Consider the following 22,236-nt stretch of genomic DNA (forward strand, 5'->3'; position numbering starts at 1 on the left):
TATTTGCGGGCGGCTGGCTAGCCGAATGGTTGGAGTGTCGCGCCGGTGGATATATTTGTTAAGTTGATTTTTAAGGTTGATTGATAGATAAAACTCAACAATCCATATCGATTCACTGTAGGAGCTGCCGAAGGCTGCGATCTTTTGGTTTTTGTTTTTCAAGATCAAAAGATCGCAGCCTTCGGCAGCTCCTACATTAAAGGGCGTACAGCGTTCATGACCATCAAACAGATCCGCGCCTTTCTCGCCGTGGCCCAAAGCCTGAGTTTCGCCGTGGCCTGCGAGCGGTTGCACCTGTCGCAATCGGCGCTGAGCCTGACCATCAAGGCATTGGAAGAGGGCTTGGGCGGGCGCCTCTTCAGCCGCAACACCCGCAACGTCGCGTTGACCGCCGAGGGTGAATCCCTGCTGCCGCTGGCCCGACGCCTGATCGCCGACTGGGACAACGCCGAGGACGAAATGCGCCAGCGCTTCAGCCTGCAACGCGGGCGGGTGACGCTGGCGGCGATGCCGTCGTTTGCCGGTAATCTGCTGCCGCCGATTCTCAAGACTTTCCGCGCGCGCTATCCGAACGTCAACGTGACGGTGAATGACGTGATCAACGAGCAAGTGCTGGAAATGGTTCGCGACCGACAGGTGGAGTTGGGCGTGGCTTTCGAGCCGATGCAGAACACCTCGATGACCTTCACGCCTCTTTATATGGATCGCTTTGTGGCGGTGGTGCCGCAGGATTCACCGCTGGCGGATCTTGCCGAAATAGATTGGCAAACCTTGTTGCAGGAACCGTTCATCACCTTGCAACGACCGTCGACGGTGCGGGTGATGCTCGAAGAACACTTGCAGGCCCGGGGCATGAAGCTGCCCGTGGAATTTGAAAGCCATCAACTGGCGACGGTCGGGCGGATGGTTGCCAGTGGGCTGGGCGTCAGTGCGGTGCCGGCATTGTGTGCCGAGCAGATGCAGGAACTGGGTGCGCGATGCCTGACGTTGAATGATTCGGTGGAACGGGCGATTGGTGTGCTGACCGAGCCGGGCAATGAACTGTCGGCGGCGGCGCAGGCGTTGTTCGATATCCTCAAAGCCGAACATTGATCCCTCCTACAGGGATTTATGTGCTCAGCAGGTCAGGCGTTGCGCTAACAGCGGCAACAACTCTTCGCAAGACCCCTCAATCTTTAAATCCAGCAAATCATCCGCACGGGTCTTGCCCAGATTGATCGCAATCAACGGCTTGCCACGATCCGCGATCACCCGGCACAGACGAAACGCCGAATAGGCCATCAACGACGACCCCACCACCAGCATCCCCGCTGCATTTTCCGCCGCCGCCATGGCCCGGGCCGCCGTGGGTTGCGCGACGTTTTCGCCGAAAAACACCACATCCGGTTTCATCCGCTCACCGGCGCAATGCGGGCAGTGCGGTACCTGAAACCGCGCTTCGAACGCCGGGTCGAGCAGGGTATCGCCGTCCGGTGCCTGTACTGCGTCGACGCCGGCCAGATACGGATTGTGCATTTCCATCAAGCGCTGAATTGCATCGCGCTCACTGCGCTGACCGCAATCCAGGCACAGCACGCGATGCAAACTGCCATGCAGTTCGATGACGTCGTGGCTGCCAGCCTGATCGTGCAAGGTGTCGACGTTTTGCGTGATCAAAGCGCTGATCCGCCCTTGGCTCTGCAAACCGGCCAGTGCCTCGTGCGCCGCATTCGGCCGCGCCTGACGCACCCGAGGCCAACCGAGCATCGCCCGCGCCCAATAACGACGGCGTGATTCCGGGGCGGCGAGGAATTCCTGATACATCATTGGCTGCCGGCCTCGGCGCACACCGTCGCTGTCGCGGTAATCGGGGATGCCCGATGGCGTGCTGATGCCGGCGCCGGTCAGCACAAGAAAGTCACCATCGGCCATCGCCTGTTGCAGCGTGTCGAGGTGTTCGCGGATCGGGCTGTCGAGCATGGTCAGCGCTCCGGGGAAGACGGTGCCAGCAGGTTAGCACGCGATCCGCGCGACTTACTTACGCGCCTCCAGAATCAGATTGAACGGTGTTTGCGTGGCGCGTCGGAAGTGATTGAACCCCGCCTCGCTAAATACTTTGCGCAGACGCATTTCCCCCGCTTGTGCGCCGAGACCGAGGCCGACTTCCTGGGACAGCGAGTTCGGCGTGCAAATAAACGTCGACGCTGCGTAAAACAACCGTCCGACCGGGTTGATGTTGTCGTCCAGCGTGTCGTTGGCGAACGGCTCGACCAGCAACACCGTGCCGTCCTCTTTCAGCGAGTCGTAAGCGTGACGCGCCGCGCCGACCGGGTCGCCCATGTCGTGCAGGCAGTCGAAATAGCAGATCAGATCGTAGTCATCACCGGGGTAACTTTTCGCAGTGCCCTGGAAAAACTTCGCCCGACTGCCGACGCCGCCTTCTTCGGCGCGTTGCGTGGCGACGGTGACCGACGGTGCGTGGTAGTCGTAGCCGACGAAGCGCGAGTTGGGAAACGCCTGGGCCATGATCACCGTCGAGGCACCGTGGCCGCAGCCGATGTCGGCAACTTTCGCGCCGTTTTCCAGTTTGGCGACGACGCCGTCCAGCGCCGGCAACCATTCGGCGATCAGGTGTCCTTTGTAGCCAGGACGGAAAAACCGTTCGGTGCCGGTGAACATGCACGGATGGTGATCGCCCCAGGGCAGGGCACCGTTGCCGCGCATGGCTTTGACCAGTTTGTCCTTGTCATGGAAAAACGACGCCACCACGCCCAGTCCGCCGGCGACATACACCGGCGAGTCTTCGACGGCCAGCGCCAGCGCGTGCTCTTCTGGCAGGCGGAACTGGCCATCGTGGTGCTCCATGTAGCCGGAGGCGGCGTGGGCGCTGAGCCATTCACGCACCAGACGGGGGTTGCAGGTGGTTTTTGCGGCGAGGGCTTCGGGGCTGATCGGCTGACTGTCGGCCATCGCCCGGTACAAACCGAGTTCTTCGCCGACGATGACATTGGCCAGCATCGCCGCGCCGCCCATGTCGTTGACCAGTTTGCCCATGAATTCGTTGAGTCGGGACTCGTCCATCACATGTGCTCCTGAAACAGGATCACAGTCCGGCGGCGTTGAGGGTCGAGGCATGCGCCACCGGGCGGTGGTCACGGAAACGGGCAGGGCACAACTAAAGTCCTGCAGCCCCCTCGACTGGGTCATGAAAGAGTCTAGCCCCGTTTTTGCGACAAACACTGAGCAAAATGCAGGAGTGAGCCTGCTCGCGAAAGCGTTGGGTCAGTCACTCCTGATTCGACTGAAATAACGCTATCGCGAGCAGGCTCACTCCTACAGGGATTTATGCCGATCAGGAGGGGGATGTATCGCTGTGTATCACGTTGGCTGGGGGATACACGCGGCTGCATATATCGGGTTGACTGAACACAGTGGCGATACAGCCGAAGGCTCAACTGGGCAGGCCAATCACCCGAGGTCAGCCCCCATGCAAACCCCTCAATCATCATCGCCACCCAGCGTCGGCCTGGGTCTGCGTCGTGGTCTGTTGAAAGACCTGCAAGCCGCACGCACCGGCGATTTCGACTTTCTTGAGGTCGCCCCGGAAAACTGGATCGGCGTCGGCGGTGCCAATGGCGCTGCGTTGCGCGAGCTGGCCGAGCGCTATCCGTTGTCCTGTCACGGATTGTCGCTGTCGCTTGGCGGGCCTGCGCCGCTGGACATCGGTTTTCTGCATGAAGTGCGAGTGTTTCTCGACCATCACCACGTGCAGCATTACAGCGAACACCTGAGCTATTGCAGCGACGACGGCCATCTCTACGACTTGCTGCCACTGCCGTTCACCGAGGAAGCGGTGCACCATGTCGCCGCCCGCATCCGCCAATCCCAGGACATCCTTGGTCGGCGTCTGGCGGTAGAAAACGTCTCCTATTACGCCGCACCGCGTCAGGACATGGATGAAGTGACCTTCACCAACGCCGTTTTGCGCGAGGCTGATTGCGATCTGCTTCTGGACGTCAACAACGTTTACGTCAACTCGATCAACCACGGTTTCGATCCGCAGGATTTTCTGGCCCGGATCGAGCCGGGCAGGGTGGTCGGCATGCACGTGGCCGGGCATTTCGACGAGTCCGATACGCTGAAAATCGACACCCATGGCGCTTCGGTAAAACCGGTGGTGTGGTCGTTGCTGGCCGAGGCCTATGCCCGGTTCGGCGCACGGCCGACGCTACTGGAGCGGGATTTCAATTTCCCGGCATTTTCCGAACTGGTGGCGGAGCTGCAGACCATTCGCCACCTGCAAAAACAGGAGGTCAGCCGTGGATAATCTTTTACTGCAACAACAGGTGCTGACGCGCTATCTGCGTGATCCCGATCAACAGACACCTCCCCCCGAAATGAACGTCGCACGAGTCAACGTGTACCGCGATCTGGTGTTCAACAATCTCTCGCAATTGTTGAGTGGCACCTTTCCGGTGCTGATCCGGATTATCGGCGATCAGCGCTGGCGCACGCTGGTTCGTGGCTTTTTGCGTGATTACCGTGCGCAGACGCCGAAATTCGGTGAGATTGCCGAGGAATTTGTCGATTACCTTTCGGCAGCCCCGGCAGTGTTGTCCAACTTCCCCCCGTTTGTGCTGGAACTGGCGCATTACGAGTGGGTGGAAATGGTCTTGCAGCAGTCAGACGCCATGCCCTTGCCGTTCACGGATGCGACATTGTTGCTGGAGCGGCCGTTACAGGTATCGGCATTGGCCTGGCCGTTGGCTTATACCTGGCCGGTGCAGTTGCTTGGGCCAGATCACCAGCCCTCGTCACCACCGGCACAACCGACACTGTTGCTGGTACGGCGGGAGGCGGATTTCGGTGTGAAGTTCTCTGAGTTGAGTCCGCTGGCCTGGCGGTTGTTGCAGCGCATTGGTGAGTTGCCGCAGTTGACCGGGCGTGAGCAGTTGCAAGGATTGGCGCAAGAGGCAGAACAGTTTGCGGACGCGTTGTTCATGGATAACGGCTTGGTGCTGTTGCAGCAAATGCATGAAGACGGCGCCATCGGCATTCTTTAAATCAACTTAAAACACTGTGGGAGCAAGCTCGCTCCCACAGGTTTATTGCAGTGATCTCAAGATTGCAGCGGTATCCGCAGCTCCGCACACAAGCCACCACCCTCACGGTTGCTCAGGGTCAGCGAACCACCCAACGCCATCGCCAGTTGCTGGGCAATGGCCAGTCCCAGCCCTGTGCCACCGGTATCGCGGTTGCGCGAGTTTTCCACGCGGTAGAACGGTTCCATCACCTGCGTAAGTTCCGCTTCGGCAATGCCCGGGCCGCGATCCATGACGGTGATCGACAGGCTGCCCTTGTTCGCCTCGACCCACACCTCAGCGGCACCGGCGAACTTCAGGGCGTTGTCGGTCAGGTTGACCAGCACCCGGCGCAACGCGTGCGGGCGGGTGTCGACCACCACCGCACTCTTGCCGACCAGCTGCACGTCCTTGTCCATGTCCTGATAGTCGAACACCAGGCTTTCGAGGAATGAATCCATGTTGGTGCGTCGACTCTCTTCGGTCGAGCCATGAATGCTGCGGGCGTAGGCCACGCCTTCGCGCACCAGATGTTCCATCTCGCCGAGGTCGTTGCACAGTTTGTCCCGTTCCGCCGAATCGTCCATGAACTCGGCGCGCAGTTTCATCCGCGTGATGGGGGTTTGCAGGTCGTGGGAGATCGCCGCCAGCAGTTGCATGCGTTCTTTGAGGTAGGCGGCGATACGCGCCTGCATCGCGTTGAAGGCACGGGCGGCGTAGATCACCTCGTTCGGGCCTGTCTCGTCCAGATGGATCGGGTGGGCGTTGGGGTCAAGGGTTTCGACAGCGTTCGCCAGGCGCGTGAGCGGGCGGATGGCGATGCGCACTGCCAGCCAAGTGCAGGCGATCATCAGCGCCAATTGGCCGAGCAGCACCACCGGCAACCAAGGCGACAGGGGTACCATCGCCGGACGCACGTCGATGGTCACCGGGCTGCCGTCGCTCAGGCGCAAATGGCCCTGAAAGTGTTTTTTCGGACCGGGAATGTCGGTGAAGGTCAGGGGGTATTTTTCGCCGATGGCTTCAGTGATCGAAGTGACCGCAACGGGCACATCGGCAGGCTTGATCGGCGTACCGCGGTCACCTTCGCTCAGTAGATAACCGTAGTTTTTCCGCGCCAGACGCTTGAGCCAGGCCGGGCGCTCTTCGGAGGGCAAGCGATCAAGGATCGCAATCGAGGTCGAGACGTCGGTTTCCAGATTGCCCAGCATCGTGTCTTTCGCACTCTGGTAACGCTCGTAATACTGCGCACCGAACGACAGCGCCTGGGCGAGGATCAGCCCTACCAGAAAAATCAGCGACACCCGCGAGGCGAGGGTGCGCGGCCAGTGCAGATTGATGGTCATGCCGTGGCACCGAGGATCTCGACCGGCAGTGAGAACACATAACCTTCGCTGCGCACGGTCTTGATGTACGCCGGTTCACGGGCGTCATCCAGCAGGCGCTGGCGCAGACGGCTGACCAGCAGATCAATCGAACGATCGAACAGGTCGGCGTCACGGCCCTGGGTCAGGTTGAGCAATTGATCGCGGCTGAGTACCCGTTGCGGATGATCGAGAAATACCCGCAGCAAGCGATATTCGGCGCCACTCAGCGCCACCATGGTGCCGTCCTTGTCCAGCAGGTGGCGGGCCGAGGTGTCCAGTTGCCAACGGCCGAACGCCAGCAATCGACCGGCTTCGGTGACCACCAGATTCGGCGGCAGCATTCGCGTGCGGCGCAGCACGGCGTTGATCCGCGCCAGCAATTCACGGGCGGCGAAGGGTTTGGTCAGGTAGTCGTCGGCGCCCATTTCCAGGCCGATGATCCGATCGGTTTCATCGTTGCGGGCGGTCAGCATCAAGACCGGCGTGGCTTTATGCTTGCCGACGCGCAGCTCGCGGCACAACTGCAGGCCATCGTCGCCGGGCATCATGATGTCGAGCACGATCAGGTCGACGGTATTGGATTCGAGAAAACTGCGCATCTGCCGGCCATCAGCAACGACTGTAGTGCGCAGGCCGTTTTTCTTCAGGTAATTGCCGACCAGTTCGCGGATCTCGCGGTCGTCGTCGACGATCAGGATGTGATCGACATGTTCCATGGGGCCAGACCTCTAGCAAAGTGGAGATGACGTGCAGTCTATAGAGCCTGCAACGGCTCGCCTGCCTGCCTTTGTATTGCAGTGTATCTGCCGTGACGACCGATACACGGGGACGCAAAAACACGATTTTTTCAGGGCTTTGTATCGCTGTGTATCCCCCGGTGGCAAGGATACACAACCATTTAAACCCGCCGCTTCCCGACACATACGGGATACCTCGCGAGCTTTAAATGAGCTCCATCGAGGCACACCAAACAGCCTCGGCTCAATCAACGATCTATCCATTGAAGCCTTGAGGAAAACACCATGAACAACAAATCCGTAATCGCCGCTTGTCTGTTCGCCGCCCTGAACATCTGCACCCTGTCGGCCCGCGCCGAAGCGGATGTCGCCGCGCAAACCTACACCTACGGCACCCATCTGGATATCCAGAAAGTGATCTCGCTGACACAGGACAACTCGGTGACCTGCGGCATCGTCGATGCGCAAATGACCTACCTGGATTCGGCCGGCAAAACCCGAGTCCTCGATTACAGCAAATTCGCTGACGGCTGCAACAACGACAACTGAGTCATCACCCCTTTCAGGAGCCTCACCATGAACAACGTCTCGCGCTTTCTCACTGCTGTTGCTTTCGCTTTCGCAGGTGTTGCTACCCATGCCAATGCTGCGGTTGAACAGCATAGCTGCAACAGCGGCAGCTGTTTTCAACTGACGCCGATGGCCAAAAAGGCCAGCGACGCCTTGATCGCGGCGGATGGCTCCAGCCGCACACCGCAAGGACAAATGGTTGCCGCGGACGGCTCCAGCCGTACACCGCAAGGACAGATGGTTGCTGAAAACGGCGCCAGTCACACTCCGCAGGGGCAGTGGCTTGAAAGCCAAAGTGCCTGATGCCCTCGGCACAGGATTCAGTGTTCACATTTATCCAGGGTGACCTTTATGTACCTCATCGCATTCCTCGGCGGTCTGCTGACCGTCCTCAGCCCCTGCATCCTGCCGGTGGTGCCGTTTCTGTTTGCCGGGGCCAATCGCAGCCGTGCCTCGATCCTGCTGACCCTCGGCGGCATGGCCCTGACCTTTGCGTTGATCGCCAGCCTGGCCGTGGTCAGCAGCGAATGGGTGATTCAAGCCAGTAACAGCGGCCGCCACATCGCGCTGATCGTGATGGCGTTGTTCGCCCTGTCGCTGATTTCTGCGCGCATCGGTGACTGGCTGACGCGCCCGTTTGTCATGCTCGGCAACCGCCTCGATCCGGACGCCCGGAACAAGACCGGCCCGATGGGTTCAATCATGCTGGGTGTTGCCACCGGTCTGTTGTGGGCGCCGTGCGCCGGGCCGATCCTTGGCGTGATTCTCACTGGTGCGATGCTGCAAGGCGCCAATGCACAGACCAGCCTGTTGCTGCTGGCCTACGGTGCGGGCAGTGCCTTGTCGCTGGGGACGCTGATTTTCGCCGGGCGTGGACTGGTCAACCGCTTGAAACCATCGATTCCGTTCACGGGTTGGTTTCGTCGTGGTGCCGGTGTTGCGGTGCTCGCTGCGGCGGCGGTGATTTCTACCGGTGCCGATAAAACGCTACTGGCCGGCACCTCCTCCGAGGGCGTTGCCAGCATTGAAAAAAGCGTGCTGGAAAACGTGCCGAAAGTGGTCGATTACTTTGTCAGCAAGGTGCGTGCGGATTCGATGATGGATGAGAGCAAAGGCGCGATGCCGTCCCTGGCTGGGGCGGTGCAATGGCTGAATTCGCCGGAACTGAGCGCTGAATCGCTACGCGGCAAAGTAGTGCTGGTGGATTTCTGGACCTATGACTGCATCAACTGTCAGCGCACCCTGCCGTACGTCAAGGCGTGGGAGCAGAAGTACGGCAAGGACGGCCTCGTCGTGATTGGCGTACACACCCCGGAATACGGCTTCGAACGGATCATCGACAACGTCAAGGATCAGGTGAAAAAGCTCGGCATCACCTACCCGGTGGCCATCGACAACAACTACGCGATCTGGCGCAACTTCGACAATCAGTACTGGCCGGCCCATTACCTGATCGATGCCAAGGGCCAGATGCGTTACAGCCACTTCGGCGAGGGGCGCTACGAGGCGCAGGAGCAGATGATCCAGCAACTGCTGGAAGAGGCCAAGGCGCCTGCCGCCTGATCGGCGAATCTCAATGGCTCATAGGTCACGCACCATGAGCCATTGTTCGTTGTCCCGGCGCGGAAAGATTCCATACGGGGAGCAGGAATGGGTGAATGCCGATTGCTCTGGGCGCTGGCAATTCCCGTGAGTGTTTCGACGGCTTTACAAAATCCCGCCATTCATCGGCGAAGCGCCTGTTTTACAGGCTCGCCGGACGATTGACAGGGACGCCAATCGGACGCGGCGCGATAGTGCAGCAGCAGGCTCAGCAGAACCTGCCACCGCCCGGTAACGTTCGATCCAACCTGTAGCGGAGCACCCATTCATGAGTACCCCGATTGATCTCACTGCCTTGAAGGAACGCCAAAAAGTCGCTTGGGCCAGTGGCGACTACGCCGTGATCGGTACCACCTTGCAGATCGTCGGCGAAAACCTCGCCGAAGCCTGCGACCTGCGCTGCGATGAACAAGTGCTCGACGTCGCGGCCGGTAACGGCAATGCCACGCTGGCGGCGGCGCGGCGTGGGTGTCTGGTCACTTCGACCGACTATGTCGCCGCTCTGTTGGAACGTGGCCAGGATCGTGCCCGGGCCGAACATCTGGACGTGACCTTTCAAGTCGCCGATGCCGAAGCCCTGCCGTTTGCCGATAGCAGTTTTGCTGCGGTGCTTTCCACGTTCGGGGTGATGTTCGCGCCGGATCAGGCCACCGCTGCCACTGAGCTGGGGCGGGTCTGTCGCCCCGGCGGACGGATCGGACTCGCCAACTGGACGCCGGAAGGGTTCGTCGGCCAGATGTTCAAAACCCTCGGCCGCCATCTGCCACCACCTGCCGGCGCACAACCGCCATCAAACTGGGGCACGGAAGCGTGGCTGCACGAGCACTTCAAGGATAAGGATTTTGTCGTGCAGGTGACCCGCCGCAGCTTCAACTTTCGCTACCGCTCGGCGGCGCACTTCATCGATATCTTCCGGCACTGGTACGGGCCGGTGCACAAGGCGTTTGCAGCGCTGCCGCCGGAAAGCGGTCAGGCGCTGGAAAATGATCTGGCGGATTTGCTGAACCGGTTGAACCGGGCGGGGCAGGACTCGCTGGTGGTGCCGAGTGAGTATCTGGAGGTGGTGGTGACCAAGCGCTAGCCCAGATTCAAAGAACATTTCCTGTAGGAGTGAGCCTGCTCGCGATTGCGGTTACTCAGTCAAAAAATCCTTGGCTGACACATCGTTGTCGCGAGCAGGCTCACTCCTACAGGGGGGGGCTCGTACCTATTTCAACTGCGAGCGATCAAACCATTCCAATGCCGTGCGCCAGATGCAGATCCCCAGAAAATATGCCGACATCAGCAACCACAAACCCATCACCATCGGGTTGATTACCGGGTGGTTGAGCACCAGTGAAAGGCTGCACAACAACCAGATCGCCGTCACGGCAATGTTGATGGGCATAAACCGGCGCACCCTGAACGGGTGCAGGAACTTCATCCGCGTCACCGTCAGCAACGCCAGCCCGATCACCGTCAGGAAGGTAATCCACGGCCCAGGCCCGATGATGTACAGACACAACGCAACCACATTCCACGCAGCCGGAAACCCGACAAAGTAGTTGTCCTTGCTCTTCATATTGACGTTGCAGAAGCAGAACAGCGATGACACCAGAATCAGCGACACCGTCAGCAGCAATGTGTAATCGGGCAGCGGAATATAGCGATAGATAAACAGTGCAGGAATGAATACGTAAGTCAGGTAATCGATCACCAGATCGAGGATCGAGCCGTCGAAACTCGGCAGCACCGATTGCACATTGACCTTACGCGCCAGTGCGCCGTCGAGTCCGTCGACGATCAGCGCCACACCCAGCCACATCAAGCAGTGGACGGGCTGGTTTTCCAGCAGGGCGAGGGTGGCCAGAAACGCCGTAACCACGCCGGTCGCGGTAAATCCATGGGCACCCCAGGCCTTGAGCCTGGCAATGTGGACGGTCGATATCACGGGGGCGTTCTCCAGAAAGTAAAACAAGCCGGGTATCACCCTTGAGCAGCAAGGGCGCCGGCAAACCGGGTCGGGGTTGCAGCTATCGACCGGTTTGGCCGGTATAAGGTTCACCATCCTTGAATCTTAGCTGGCCGCAAAAAAATACGTGGGCGAAATCTGTAGGACTTTTCTCTGTCGGCCAAACGGTGCTGGCGCAACCCGCGCAGCGGTCTATCGTTGCCAGACGCAGTCAATGCCAATGCTTGAGGATGACGTCATGAACACCAGCGATTTGCTTGAACAACTGCTGCGGGGAAGAAACTCGGCGGGTCAGCAAAGTGGCAATTCGGCCGGCGACGGCCTGGGCGGTCTCGGTGGATTGTTGGGCGGTTTGCTCGGTGGTGCGGGCTCCACCGGTACACGTGGCGGATCTGCGGCCGGAGGGCTTGGCGGTCTGGGTGGCTTGCTCGGTGGACTGCTCGGCGGCGGTGGCGGTGGCGGTTTGGGCGGTGCGTTGGGTGGCGGCGCGGGCACACAAAGCCGTTCAGGCGGGACCAATTATGCAGCGCTGGCGTCTTTGGGGATGATGGCGTTCCAGGCGTATCAAGCCTGGCAGCGCAGCCAGGCCAGTAACGCACTGCAACAGACGCCTCAGACGGCCAATCTGCTGGCCGGCCCGGAAATCGAAGAACACAGCCACGCCGTGTTGTGTGCTTTGATCGCTGCAGCCAAGGCTGACGGGCGCATCGATGAGACGGAAAAACACCTGATTAGCAGCGAAATCGGCAAGCACACCGAGGATCTACAACTGCAGCAATGGCTGGATGCAGAGGTCGCCAAACCACTCGACCCCAACGAGGTCGCGCAGTCCGCAAACAAAGACCCGGCGGTAGCCGCCGAAATGTACCTGGCCAGCGTGATGCTGGTGGATGACCAGCAGGACGCCGAGCGTAACTACCTGGATGAACTGGCGGCGGCGTTGCAGATTGATCCTGAGTTGCAGGTGCATCTGGAGCAGCAGACCAAGGGCACGGCATAAACCAAGACCGAAATATCGCAGCCTTCGTCAGCTCCTACACTGATCTCCTGTAGGAGTTGCCGAAGGCTGCGATCTTTTGATCTTAAAGCCAAACTGCATCCCAAAGCGGGTAGTCTCCGAGTCGCTTCACAATCCCTGCACGGAGCGGATTCATAACGATGTAACGCGCGGCGGCTTTAAGATTCTCGTCGCGCCTCAACGCCCGATCGTGATAACCCCGCTGCCACAACGACCCTTGACGGCCGTACTCGAGATTGATCGAACGGCAACTTTTGGATTTAACCCGACACATCAACTCCGCCAAAGAACCTCGCCTTAGTTCGACCAGCCAATGCAAATGGTCCGGCATCACCACCCAAGCAAGCGATTGCACCATCCCCTCATCATTCGCAGCACGCATCTGTTCGACCAGTAACCGTCCGATTCGCCAATCCGAAAACACCGGCCGACGTTCGTGCGCAACCGCAGTGAGCAAGTAAATACGACCTGTTTCAGAATATCGCCCCTTTCGCAAACCACACGCTTTTGCAGCCTCAGGCATTCCTTTGCCCTCCATCAATTCCAGTCTCTGAACGTTAGCTATAACCCTGCGCTACGCGAATTCAAGCCATTGCACGATGTAACCCTGTAGGAGCTGCCGAAGGCTGCGATCTTTTGATCTTGCTTGTAAAAATCAAAATCAAAATCAAAAGATCGCAGCCTTCGGCAGCTCCTACATGAAGACGTGGAAGGCGGGGTTAGCTCGCCGTCCGTCCGGGCAATTTTCACGTCGATTGAATTTTTGGCACGCGCCGCCTCTCTGCTGCTGTAGAGGCGTACGAAACAGCGTCCTGCCAACCGACCGAGAACTTTGCCATGACTGTCCTGACACCCCTGCAATCTGTGCCAGCCCAAGCACAAGCGATGGATCCCGCCGGAAATATCCGTGGCATTTATGAAACGCTGTTGCGGGCGGAAAGCCCGCAAACACTCGCGCAATCATTTTTGAACGAACAGTTGCAACGTGCCACAGAGTTGCCCGAAGTGCTGCCGCAAGACACTTCTGCCTGGCACACGTGGGTCGCCGCGCACTGTGCCGATGTTGCCCGTCAGTACGCGGACTATCTGCAACAACGCAAGGCCGGCGGCCCCCGCCAATTCTTCACCAGCAAGGCCCACGCGCTGTATTTTCTGCAAGCGGTGGCGCCGACCAAGCTGGTTGACGGCGCCTGGTTATACGGCTTGTTGCAGCACTGGCGTGACCCGCGTTTCAGCGGTTTGCTGTGCACCTATCTGGAAGAACTCGGCGAGGGCAATCCGGCACAGAACCATGTGGTGATCTACCGCAAACTGCTGGCCGAACACGACCTTGAGCATGCCAGTCCGCTTGATGATGAACGTTACCTGCAAGGCGCGCTGCAACTTGCGCTCGGCGCCTGCGGTGATGAGTATTTGCCGGAGGTGATCGGATACAACCTGGGTTACGAACAACTGCCGTTGCACTTGCTCATCAGCAGCTACGAACTCAGTGAACTGGGCATCGATCCGTACTATTTCACCCTGCACGTGACCATCGACAACGCCAGTACCGGCCATGCGCAAAAAGCCGTGCAGGCCGTGCTGGATCTGTTGCCGCTTGAGGCGGATCGCGCTGATTTCCTGCGTCGGGTATCGTTGGGATATCGACTCAATGATCTGGGGCAGGGCAGTCGCGCGATCATTGAAGGGTTTGATCTCGAAGGCGAATTGCTCGCGATGCTCGAACGAAAGTGCCCGTTCGCCCAGCACATGCACTCGGACTATTGCCGCTTCGAGGGCAAAACTGTCAACCAATGGCTGGCCGAGCCGGAACATTTGCCCGGTTTCCTGCAAGCGCTGCAGGACAAAGGCTGGATCAAACGCCACGAGGACCCACAGAACAGTCGCTTCTGGCAATTGATCGATGGCGATGGCGCTGCGATGTTCGGCGTATTCAGCGCCTACGAAAAGCAACTGGTGCACGACTGGATAGCCGGTGACTGGAAATCCGCGAAAAAAGCCACCGCGTTGCGCCGACGCGCGCCGGCCAACTCACCGATCGAGGTGCCGGAACAGGATCCCGATGTGCAGCAGCTCAACGCCGCGCTGGAAGGACTGGATGGCCATGCACAAATGGCAGCGCTCATCCCCTGGCTCGCCCCAGCGCGGCATGCGCATCCCGCCGGGCTACTCGCAACCCGCCGGTTCATCGAACTCAAATCTTGTCTGCCATAAGGACATCATCCATGAATCAGGAAGAACCACTGTCCACCAATGACCTCGTACTGTTGCAATTGGGACGGCGTTTACAGGCCGACGGCTACCGTTTCACCACGCCCACGCCGCTGACCCATCAGCGAGTCAATCAGCGCGACGAGGGCCAGTTCGCCGATTCCCTGCGTGATGTGTTTGGCTGGTCGCGCCCCTTCGAACCGGGCTTGCTGTCTGCTGACGAACAACGGCAATTGCAGGATGCCCAGGTCATTGATAGCTATGAAGGCCATCTGAAAAGTCGTGTGCGCTGGTCGAGTCTGGACGACTTGCTATTCGTGCATTCGGCTTTCCCCACCGACGCGGCCGATTCGGTTTTCTTCGGTCCGGATACCTATCGTTTCGCCCAATTGATTCACGCGCACCTGCAGCAGAATTTTGCGCCAATCCATCGCGCCGTGGACATCGGTTGCGGCGCCGGTGTCGGCGCGATCCTGATCGGCCGCGCCCGCCGTGAAGCGCAAGTGCTGGCGCTGGACATCAATCCCGCCGCGCTGCGCCTGACCACGATCAACGCCGCGCTGGCGGAAGTGGCCAACGTCCAAGCGCACGCCAGCGACCTGTTACAGGGTGTCGATGGCGACTTCGACCTGATCGTCGCCAACCCGCCGTACATGGCCGATCCGGCCGCGCGAGCCTATCGACATGGCGGCGGAACGCTGGGGGCCGGACTGTCACTGCGTATCGTCGAGCAGGCACTCAATCGGCTCACACCGGGCGGGTCGTTGCTGCTTTACACCGGGGTGGCGATGGTGGATGGCCGTGATCCGTTTCTGGATACCGTGTTGCCGCGACTGGATGAAACGCGCTTTGGCTGGACCTACCACGAAATCGATCCCGACGTGTTCGGTGAAGAATTGTTGAACCCCGGTTATCAGCGAGTCGACCGGATTGCCGTGGTCGCATTGACCGTGACCCGAATCGGCTGAAACAAGGCAGGTGCGTCATGAGCAGGAATCTCGACGACTACAACCGCATGCGCGACTTCTCGGCAACGTCGGAACCGGCCGCCGTCAAGCGCTCGGGCAAGAAGACTGCTGCGGATCACGCCTTGCAGTTCTGCATCCAGAAGCATGACGCCTCGCACCTGCATTACGACTTTCGCCTGGAACTCGATGGCGCGCTGAAAAGCTGGGCGGTGCCAAAAGGGCCCTCGCTTGATCCGAAGGTCAAGCGTCTGGCGGTGCATGTCGAGGATCATCCGCTCGATTACGCGACGTTCGAGGGCAGCATTCCCGAGGGGCATTATGGCGCCGGGGATGTGATTGTCTGGGATCGCGGTGTGTGGATTCCGCTGGAAGATCCGCAAAAGGCCTACGCCAAGGGCAAGCTCAAGTTCGAGTTGCAAGGCGAAAAACTCGCCGGGATCTGGAATCTGGTTCGCACGCACATGCCTGGCAAGAAGGAGAACTGGTTTCTGATCAAGCATCGGGACAATGCCGCCCGACCGCAGGATGATTACGACGTATTGGTCGCCGAGCCGGACAGCGTGCTGAGCGAGCGCACTCTGGTCGATAAACCCAAGCTTGCGGCCAAGCAGGTCAAGCCCCTGGAGAAGACCGCAGCCAAACCTCGCAAAAAGGCGTCGGGCACACTGACGGGCGCGCACAAGGCAAAAATCCCCGCGCAACTGAAACCGGAACTCGCGACCTTGGTCGACAGTGCGCCGGAAGGGGATTGGAGCTACGAGATCAAGTTCGACGGCTACCGGATCATGGCGCGAATCGATCATGATCAGGTGCAGCTATTCACCCGCAATGGCCACGACTGGACGCACAAGTTGCCGAAACAGGCCGCAGCGTTGGCCGCGCTGGGCCTCGAATCCGCCTGGCTCGACGGCGAAATGGTGGTTGCCAATGAGCAAGGCGTGCCGGATTTTCAGGCGCTACAAAATGCTTTTGATTCCGGCAGCAGCGCCAACATCCTTTATTACCTGTTCGACTTGCCTTACCTCAACGGCGTCGACTTGCGTGAAGTACCGGTTGAGGAACGGCGCGCGGCGCTGGCCACGGTGCTGGGTGCCCATGAACAACCCCTGCTGCGTTTCTCCGAAGCCTTCGATGAAACCCCGGATGCACTGCTCAACAGCGCCTGCCAGATGAAGATGGAAGGCCTGATCGGCAAGCGCATCGGCTCGCCGTATGTTTCGCGCCGCAGCAGTGACTGGATCAAGCTCAAGTGCAAACACCGCCAGGAATTCGTGATCGTCGGTTACACCGATCCGAAGGGTTCGCGCAGTGCCTTCGGCGCATTGCTGCTGGGCCTGCATGATCGCGACAGTGGCGAGTTGAGATATGCCGGCAAGGTCGGTACCGGTTTCAATGAAACAACGTTGAAAAGCATTCTTGCCCAGCTCAAACCATTGCAGGTGAAGACGGCGGCGGTGGTCAATCCGCCCAGCGGCTTTGAAGCCAAAGGCGTGCACTGGCTCAAACCAAAACTGTTGACGGAAGTGGCGTTCGCCGAAATGACCAAGGACGGCTCGGTACGCCACGCGGTGTTTCATGGTTTGCGCGATGACAAGCCGGCCAAGGGCATCACCGAGGAGCGAGCAAAGCCCGTGAAGACACCTGAGAGCAAAACCGCCGCAAAGAAAGTGCCGAAAAAAGCCGCCGCCAGCAAACCGGCAACGACCGAGACCGCGCCATCGCAACTCGGCCTGGCCAACGGCAAGGTACGCATCACTCATCCGGATCGGGTGATCGACGCTGTCAGTGGCACCACCAAAATGCAACTGGCGGAGTATTACGCCAGCGTCGCCGAATGGATCCTGCCGCAACTCAAGGATCGCCCGGTGGCGCTGGTGCGTGCGCCGGATGGTATCGCCGGTGAGCTGTTCTTCCAGAAGAACGCCGAACGTCTGGCGATCCCCGGCATCACCACGCTGGACAAGGACGTGACCGGCCAACCGGTCATGCTGATCAACAACGCCGAAGCGCTGGTCGGCGCGGTGCAGATGAGCACCGTCGAACTGCACACCTGGAATGCCACCACGGTTGATCTGGAAAAGCCCGATCGCTTTGTCCTTGATCTCGACCCGGATCCGGCGCTGCCATGGAAAAGTATGGTCGAAGCCACTGCGCTGACCCTCACGGTGTTGGATGAATTGGGGCTCAAGGCTTTCCTCAAGACCAGCGGTGGCAAGGGTATTCATTTAGTGGTGCCGTTGACCCGCAAGCTGGGCTGGGACGAGGTCAAGGACTTCAGCCACGCGATCGTCAGTCACATGGCAAAGCTATTGCCAGACCGGTTTTCGGCGGTCTCCGGGCCGAAAAGTCGCGTCGGGCGGATCTTCATCGATTACCTGCGTAACGGACTCGGCGCTACTACGATTTGCGCTTATGCCGCGCGGACGCGCGAAGGCTTACCGGTCTCGGTGCCGCTGTTTCGCGAGGAGGTGGCCGAGATCAAGGGGGGCAATCAGTGGAATGTGCACAACGTGCATGAGCGCTTGGCGGAGGTTGGCGACGAGCCATGGGCGGACATGAAGAAAACCCGCCAGAGCATCACAGCTGAAATGCGCAAACGGGTCGGCATGAAAAAGTAATCAGGTGTCGCGCAGCAAGTCGTGGGCGTTGAGCAGTTCGAAGGCGATCTCGGGGTTGTTGTTGAGACTACGACGAATCGCTGCCGGGATAGACTTTCGAGTCTTGCGGCAGAGCCCTGGAAGTTCCTCGATCTGAATATCGATGCCCAACATGGTGCGTACTTCGTGGAAACCTGGCGAGACTTCGACACGAATACCCAACTGCTCGAACATACGTTTTTGCAGATGCTGGAGGTCGGCGAGGTCTTTGAGTTGTTCCAGGCGTGCGAGGAGGATTTTTTCTTGCTCGCGGGTCAGCAGCAGGATGCGCAAATCCGCATCCGGCATTTCCAGCAACAGATCGCGCCCGCAATCGCAGGCGCCGGGCGGGCAAGGTGAGCGCATTGGCGCAAGAGTCGTCATGGCCTCCATCATAGAGGCCGTCGGACCGTTTTGCCTATGCGCCGTCAGTTGCCGTCCATCGGCCGCCGCATCCTTGGCAATTACTGATTCAGGCCTTCGTAATGCACCAGAATCGCGTTGGCCAGGTCTTCATCGCTGGCATCGATGCCGGGATTGTCCTGACGAACCTGTTGCAGCACTGACTCAAGATAAACCCCACGAATGGCCCCGCCGCTGGCGACAAATGCAGACAAGTCGTCACGGGCTGGAATCACCATTTTGTGATCCTTGAAGGTCGAGTACAGCGACGCGGAGACACCTGCCGAGGTGGCGACATCGCCCGCATCAACACGGGCCAGCGCTGAACCGACTGGCAGGCATAAGAGTAAAGAAGAAACGAGCACTAACTTGCGCATGACGGTATTCCTCCACAAGCGCGAAGCAAAAAGGGAAGTACTACATAACGTCAGAGGGGCGCAGCGGGTGGTAGTTCCGTAGAGGTTTATGAGAGAGAAGCGGGCAACGCCGTGTGGGTTGCCCGGTTGCATGGTGGAGTCAGATTACCCCGCAGGCCATGCGGTCGCCGCCACCGCCCAAGGGCTTGGGCATGTCGGAATGGTTATCGCCGCCGGCATGAATCATCAATGCATGCCCTTTGACTTCGGAGATTTTTTTCAGGCGTGGGGCCAGCACGGGATAGGTGGCGATACCGTCAGCGGTTACGTAAACCGCCGGCAAATCACCCAAGTGGCCGTCAGCGTAAGGGCCCAGATGTTTACCGGTTTTTTGCGGATCAAAGTGTCCGCCGGCTGCCAGTGCGGCGCCTTTAACGCCATCCTTCACACCGGCCTCGCAACTGCCGTTCTCATGGACATGAAAGCCATGCACGCCGGCGGGCAGGGATTTCAGGTCGGGGGTGAACAGCAGGCCATAAGGCGTCTCACTGATAGTGATAGCCCCGATTGCCTGCGGTGCGCCATCGGCGCTGACCAGGTTGATCGCAACTTTTTCGGTCGCCGCCTGGGCAGTGCCGAGGGCAAAGGAACCGAGTAAACCCAACCATAGTGCGCGTTTCATAAGCGTTTCCTTTTGCTGCACGAGTGTTCAGAAGGATCGATTCAATAACTCTTCAGAGTTAACGGGCGATGAAGGCTGGATCCGACTGCCTTGAAAAATGAGACTCATCGCACAATCCGAAAGTTTTGCCGGGTTTGCCTCCCCGCCCAGACACTCGTTGACACGCTCTGACACGGCAGACCGGCGCAAATGGGCTTAACTCAAGGTCTTGCAAGGCTTTTCGAGCGTTCCCTGGGAGGAGTTCACGGTGTCGATAAAATTGCGTTTAGTGTTGCTGGTTGTTACCAGCCTGCTGACGGCGTTGATCGTAAGTCTGGTCAGTTATGTCGGCAATCTGCGGATGGCCTCGGCGGTCAGCGACAACGTGGTCAGCATGAGTGCGCTGCGCAACCACATGGAAGCCGACATGATGCACGACGCCCTGCGCGCCGATGTTTACTCGGCAATGCTGGTGGGGTTGGGCAAAAGTACCGGCACGGCGGCCGAAGTTCGCGATTCGATCAACGAGCACGCCGGGCATTTCCATGAGGTACTTGATGAAAACCTCAAGTTGCCGATCAACCCGACTTTGCGCACGGCGCTGGAGCAGATCAAGCCGAGCCTCGAAACGTATATCAACGCAGCCGAGCGGATTGTCGGGCTGGCGCTGGACAACCCTGATGCGGCGCAGCAGCAACTTGGCACGTTCAACACCGCGTTCAGTCAACTCGAAGAGCAGATGGCGGCTCTAAGCGAACAGATCGAAACCAATACCCGACAGACCAGTGAAGGTACCGAATCGGCGATTCGCAGTGCAAATCTCGCCCTCGCGGTGGTGCTGATCGCCAGTGTGTTATTGCTGCTGGCACAGGGACGCTGGGTGATGCTGAGCATTTTGGGGCCGCTGCGGTCGGCCAGCCGCATTGCCGAGAGTATCGCCCACGGCAACCTCAGTGAACCGATTGCCGAGCCGTCCGGTAAGGACGAGGCCAGCGTATTGATTCGCACCCTGGCGACCATGCAAAGGGATTTGCGCAACATGATCGACGTGGTGCGGCGCAATGCCCATGGCGTCAGTGGCATGAGTGAACAATTGAGCCACGGCTGCCATCAGGTCGCCGACAGCAGCCAGCAGCAAAGTGTCGCCGCCGGGACCATGGCCGCAGCGGCCAGCCAGATGACCGCGAGCATCGAGGAAATCACCCGTCACGCCCAGCGCGCGTTGGGCATGGCCAATCAGGCTGAATCATTGGCGAAGAATGGCGGGCAGGTTATTCATCAAGTGGTCAACGATATGGACGATATCGCCCGCTCGGCGCAGCAGTCGGCGCAGGTTATCCGCACGCTGGATCAGGAATCCGAAGCCATCTTCAACATCATTCAGGTGATCAAGAGCATCGCCGACCAGACCAACCTGCTGGCGCTCAACGCCGCGATTGAAGCAGCCCGGGCGGGCGAGCAGGGCAGGGGGTTTGCGGTGGTGGCGGATGAAGTTCGCAGTCTGGCAGCGCGGACCAGTGCGTCCACCCAGGAAATCGCCGCGATGGTCGCGCGCATCCAGCACAGCACCCGCGAGGCGGTCAGCAGCATGGAGGCGGGTGTGGCGCAGGTCGACAAGGGCATGGCAGTGACGGCCGATGTCGAGCGGGCAATTCGCGAGATCCTCGAGGCGACGTTGAGCACCACACAACTGGTCAACGACATTACCCGCACCATTGGCGAGCAGAGCCAGGCCAGTAACGAGATTGCCCATCAGGTGGAAATGATTGCGGGGATGTCCGAGGGCAATAGCCGGGTGATCGGCCAGACGGCGAATACGACAGATGAGCTGTCGAGCCTGGCGGGGCAGTTGGCGCAGTCGGTGGATCGGTTTCGGTTGTGACAGTGGGAGTAGGGCAATTGTATTTTTGGTGGCTGATCTGCCTTCATCGCGAGCAGGCTCACTCCCACAGTGGGCGGTGCAGTTGCCTGAGTTGCGTTAACACCGCCCAACCCCCTGTAGAAGTGAGCCTGCTCGCGATTGATTAATCTGAAGGAGATTTAGTCCAATCAGAACTTGAACGCCTGCCGCCCCACCAGCAACCACTTGCCGTCCTGCTTCTGCCAGATCTGGAAGTTCTCGATCTCGGTCGGCACCACTTCAGTCCCCTTCAACGCCTGCGCGGAAAAGTGGTGACGCACCAGCGCTGTGTCGCCGGACAGGGTGATGGTCTGTTTTTGCATCTCGAGGGTCTTGAACGCGCTTTTGCCGGTTTCGATATCGGCGATGAATTCTTTCTTGTCCTGAATCTTGCCGCTGGAATGGCCGTAGGTCAGGTTGCTGGCCGTCAGCGCGTTCAACTCGGCGATGTCTTTATGCAGCATCGCCTGGGTCAGATGATCGACCGCTTTGGCGACATCTTTTTCCGTCGGGGCGGCAGCGGCCATGGCATATCCGCTGAAGGCGCAGAGAAAACCGATCAGGAGTCTGGTCTTGGTCATGAGGTGTTTCCTTGTTGTTATCGGGTTGATGACTGATCAATTGTTTTGAATTTGTCAGTCATCGTACAACGTAGCAGATTCTTTATGGATACGGCAGCGGCCGCACGCACTGAATCGCCAGGGTATCTATACTGAAAAAGCTCGACGGCTGCAGGCACAGCCTTCGCCGGTTCATGTTCAGCGCCGGTTGGCCGATAACGCCCAGAGCGGAAAAAG

Annotated in this window: 22 protein-coding genes and 1 pseudogene; 13 read left to right on the top strand and 10 right to left on the bottom strand. The window is 59.3% G+C overall.

Annotation, left to right across the window (positions count from 1 at the left end; all coding sequences use genetic code 11):
• Nucleotides 1-216: 216 nt before the first annotated feature.
• Nucleotides 217-1,092: a LysR family transcriptional regulator gene (locus IAI51_RS02680; protein ID WP_187677078.1), complete on the top strand. Its 876-nt coding sequence runs from the start codon at nucleotides 217-219 to the stop codon at nucleotides 1,090-1,092.
• 24 nt (nucleotides 1,093-1,116) lie between these two features.
• Here the strand turns inward: IAI51_RS02680 and IAI51_RS02685 are convergent, their stop codons facing one another.
• A complete protein-coding gene (locus IAI51_RS02685; protein WP_187677079.1) occupies nucleotides 1,117-1,959 on the bottom strand; it encodes an NAD-dependent protein deacetylase in 843 nt (280 codons plus the stop codon).
• Between the two features lie 54 nt (nucleotides 1,960-2,013).
• Nucleotides 2,014-3,060: a class I SAM-dependent methyltransferase gene (locus IAI51_RS02690; protein ID WP_187677080.1), complete on the bottom strand. Its 1,047-nt coding sequence runs from the start codon at nucleotides 3,058-3,060 to the stop codon at nucleotides 2,014-2,016.
• Between the two features lie 406 nt (nucleotides 3,061-3,466).
• Here IAI51_RS02690 and IAI51_RS02695 point away from each other — a divergent pair, with 406 nt between their 5' ends.
• Both IAI51_RS02695 and IAI51_RS02700 read left to right on the top strand, forming a co-directional pair.
• Nucleotides 3,467-4,306 carry a DUF692 domain-containing protein gene (locus IAI51_RS02695; RefSeq protein ID WP_187677081.1) on the top strand — a complete coding sequence of 280 codons (840 nt, stop codon included), beginning with the start codon at nucleotides 3,467-3,469 and terminating at the stop codon, nucleotides 4,304-4,306.
• Nucleotides 4,299-5,042 (top strand): DUF2063 domain-containing protein, encoded by a 744-nt coding sequence (locus IAI51_RS02700; RefSeq protein WP_187677082.1) that lies wholly within the window; start codon nucleotides 4,299-4,301, stop codon nucleotides 5,040-5,042. Before IAI51_RS02695 ends, IAI51_RS02700 begins: the two co-directional genes overlap by 8 nt.
• 56 nt (nucleotides 5,043-5,098) lie before the next feature.
• Here IAI51_RS02700 and IAI51_RS02705 read toward each other — a convergent pair whose 3' ends face one another.
• Both IAI51_RS02705 and IAI51_RS02710 read right to left on the bottom strand, forming a co-directional pair.
• Nucleotides 5,099-6,406, bottom strand: coding sequence for a sensor histidine kinase (locus tag IAI51_RS02705; protein WP_187677083.1), 1,308 nt, complete (start codon nucleotides 6,404-6,406; stop codon nucleotides 5,099-5,101).
• Nucleotides 6,403-7,143: a response regulator gene (locus IAI51_RS02710; RefSeq protein WP_187677084.1), complete on the bottom strand. Its 741-nt coding sequence runs from the start codon at nucleotides 7,141-7,143 to the stop codon at nucleotides 6,403-6,405. Before IAI51_RS02710 ends, IAI51_RS02705 begins: the two co-directional genes overlap by 4 nt.
• Nucleotides 7,144-7,449: 306 nt before the next feature.
• On the opposite strand from IAI51_RS02710, the gene IAI51_RS02715 reads away from it, so the two are divergent.
• The 4 genes from IAI51_RS02715 (at nucleotide 7,450) to IAI51_RS02730 (ending at nucleotide 10,417) form a co-directional block, all read left to right on the top strand.
• Nucleotides 7,450-7,713 (top strand): DUF2790 domain-containing protein, encoded by a 264-nt coding sequence (locus IAI51_RS02715; RefSeq protein ID WP_187677085.1) that lies wholly within the window; start codon nucleotides 7,450-7,452, stop codon nucleotides 7,711-7,713.
• A 27-nt stretch (nucleotides 7,714-7,740) separates the two neighbouring features.
• On the top strand, nucleotides 7,741-8,037 hold the full coding sequence (locus IAI51_RS02720; protein ID WP_187677086.1) for a hypothetical protein: 297 nt from the start codon (nucleotides 7,741-7,743) through the stop codon (nucleotides 8,035-8,037).
• 48 nt (nucleotides 8,038-8,085) lie between these two features.
• Entirely contained in the window at nucleotides 8,086-9,297 is a 1,212-nt protein-coding gene (locus tag IAI51_RS02725) for a cytochrome c biogenesis protein DipZ (RefSeq protein ID WP_187677087.1), read from the top strand.
• Between the two features lie 307 nt (nucleotides 9,298-9,604).
• Complete coding sequence (locus tag IAI51_RS02730) at nucleotides 9,605-10,417, top strand: class I SAM-dependent methyltransferase (protein WP_187677088.1); 813 nt, start codon at nucleotides 9,605-9,607, stop codon at nucleotides 10,415-10,417.
• A gap of 126 nt (nucleotides 10,418-10,543) precedes the next feature.
• Here IAI51_RS02730 and pcsA read toward each other — a convergent pair whose 3' ends face one another.
• Entirely contained in the window at nucleotides 10,544-11,266 is a 723-nt protein-coding gene (pcsA, locus tag IAI51_RS02735) for a phosphatidylcholine synthase (RefSeq protein ID WP_103306921.1), read from the bottom strand.
• Nucleotides 11,267-11,525: 259 nt separating this feature from the next.
• Here pcsA and IAI51_RS02740 point away from each other — a divergent pair, with 259 nt between their 5' ends.
• Nucleotides 11,526-12,287, top strand: a complete 762-nt coding sequence (locus IAI51_RS02740; RefSeq protein ID WP_187677089.1) for a tellurite resistance TerB family protein — start codon at nucleotides 11,526-11,528, stop codon at nucleotides 12,285-12,287.
• An 82-nt stretch (nucleotides 12,288-12,369) separates the two neighbouring features.
• On the opposite strand, the gene IAI51_RS02745 is transcribed toward IAI51_RS02740, so the two are convergent.
• Nucleotides 12,370-12,828, bottom strand: a complete 459-nt coding sequence (locus tag IAI51_RS02745) for an REP-associated tyrosine transposase (RefSeq protein ID WP_187677090.1) — start codon at nucleotides 12,826-12,828, stop codon at nucleotides 12,370-12,372.
• Between the two features lie 314 nt (nucleotides 12,829-13,142).
• Here IAI51_RS02745 and IAI51_RS02750 point away from each other — a divergent pair, with 314 nt between their 5' ends.
• The 3 genes from IAI51_RS02750 to ligD are packed head-to-tail and all read left to right on the top strand — an operon-like array spanning nucleotide 13,143 to nucleotide 18,102.
• The gene (locus IAI51_RS02750; protein ID WP_187677091.1) at nucleotides 13,143-14,519 is read left to right on the top strand and encodes an iron-containing redox enzyme family protein; all 1,377 of its coding nucleotides are present in this window, start codon (nucleotides 13,143-13,145) and stop codon (nucleotides 14,517-14,519) included.
• Between the two features lie 11 nt (nucleotides 14,520-14,530).
• Nucleotides 14,531-15,484 (top strand): methyltransferase, encoded by a 954-nt coding sequence (locus IAI51_RS02755; protein ID WP_187677092.1) that lies wholly within the window; start codon nucleotides 14,531-14,533, stop codon nucleotides 15,482-15,484.
• Nucleotides 15,485-15,501: 17 nt separating this feature from the next.
• On the top strand, nucleotides 15,502-18,102 hold the full coding sequence (gene ligD, locus IAI51_RS02760) for a DNA ligase D (protein WP_187677093.1): 2,601 nt from the start codon (nucleotides 15,502-15,504) through the stop codon (nucleotides 18,100-18,102).
• Here ligD and IAI51_RS02765 read toward each other — a convergent pair whose 3' ends face one another.
• The 3 genes from IAI51_RS02765 to sodC form a co-directional block, all read right to left on the bottom strand.
• Nucleotides 18,103-18,504, bottom strand: coding sequence for a hypothetical protein (locus tag IAI51_RS02765; protein ID WP_187677094.1), 402 nt, complete (start codon nucleotides 18,502-18,504; stop codon nucleotides 18,103-18,105). It abuts the gene before it with no gap.
• A gap of 80 nt (nucleotides 18,505-18,584) precedes the next feature.
• Nucleotides 18,585-18,899: a DUF2388 domain-containing protein gene (locus IAI51_RS02770; protein WP_187677095.1), complete on the bottom strand. Its 315-nt coding sequence runs from the start codon at nucleotides 18,897-18,899 to the stop codon at nucleotides 18,585-18,587.
• A 139-nt stretch (nucleotides 18,900-19,038) separates the two neighbouring features.
• Nucleotides 19,039-19,560: a superoxide dismutase family protein gene (gene sodC, locus IAI51_RS02775; protein ID WP_187677096.1), complete on the bottom strand. Its 522-nt coding sequence runs from the start codon at nucleotides 19,558-19,560 to the stop codon at nucleotides 19,039-19,041.
• Between the two features lie 247 nt (nucleotides 19,561-19,807).
• Between sodC and IAI51_RS28115 the strand changes: the two are divergent.
• Together IAI51_RS28115 and IAI51_RS28120 are read left to right on the top strand one after the other, a co-directional pair.
• Nucleotides 19,808-20,563, top strand: a pseudogene (locus tag IAI51_RS28115) (MCP four helix bundle domain-containing protein); the annotation flags it as partial.
• Nucleotides 20,564-20,695: 132 nt separating this feature from the next.
• On the top strand, nucleotides 20,696-21,421 hold the full coding sequence (locus IAI51_RS28120; protein WP_401269288.1) for a methyl-accepting chemotaxis protein: 726 nt from the start codon (nucleotides 20,696-20,698) through the stop codon (nucleotides 21,419-21,421).
• Between the two features lie 167 nt (nucleotides 21,422-21,588).
• Here the strand turns inward: IAI51_RS28120 and IAI51_RS02785 are convergent, their stop codons facing one another.
• The gene (locus IAI51_RS02785; protein WP_187677098.1) at nucleotides 21,589-22,020 is read right to left on the bottom strand and encodes a nuclear transport factor 2 family protein; all 432 of its coding nucleotides are present in this window, start codon (nucleotides 22,018-22,020) and stop codon (nucleotides 21,589-21,591) included.
• Nucleotides 22,021-22,236 lie beyond the last annotated feature (216 nt).

It is taken from the genome of Pseudomonas sp. N40(2020) (assembly GCF_014472415.1).
Lineage (GTDB): Bacteria > Pseudomonadota > Gammaproteobacteria > Pseudomonadales > Pseudomonadaceae > Aquipseudomonas.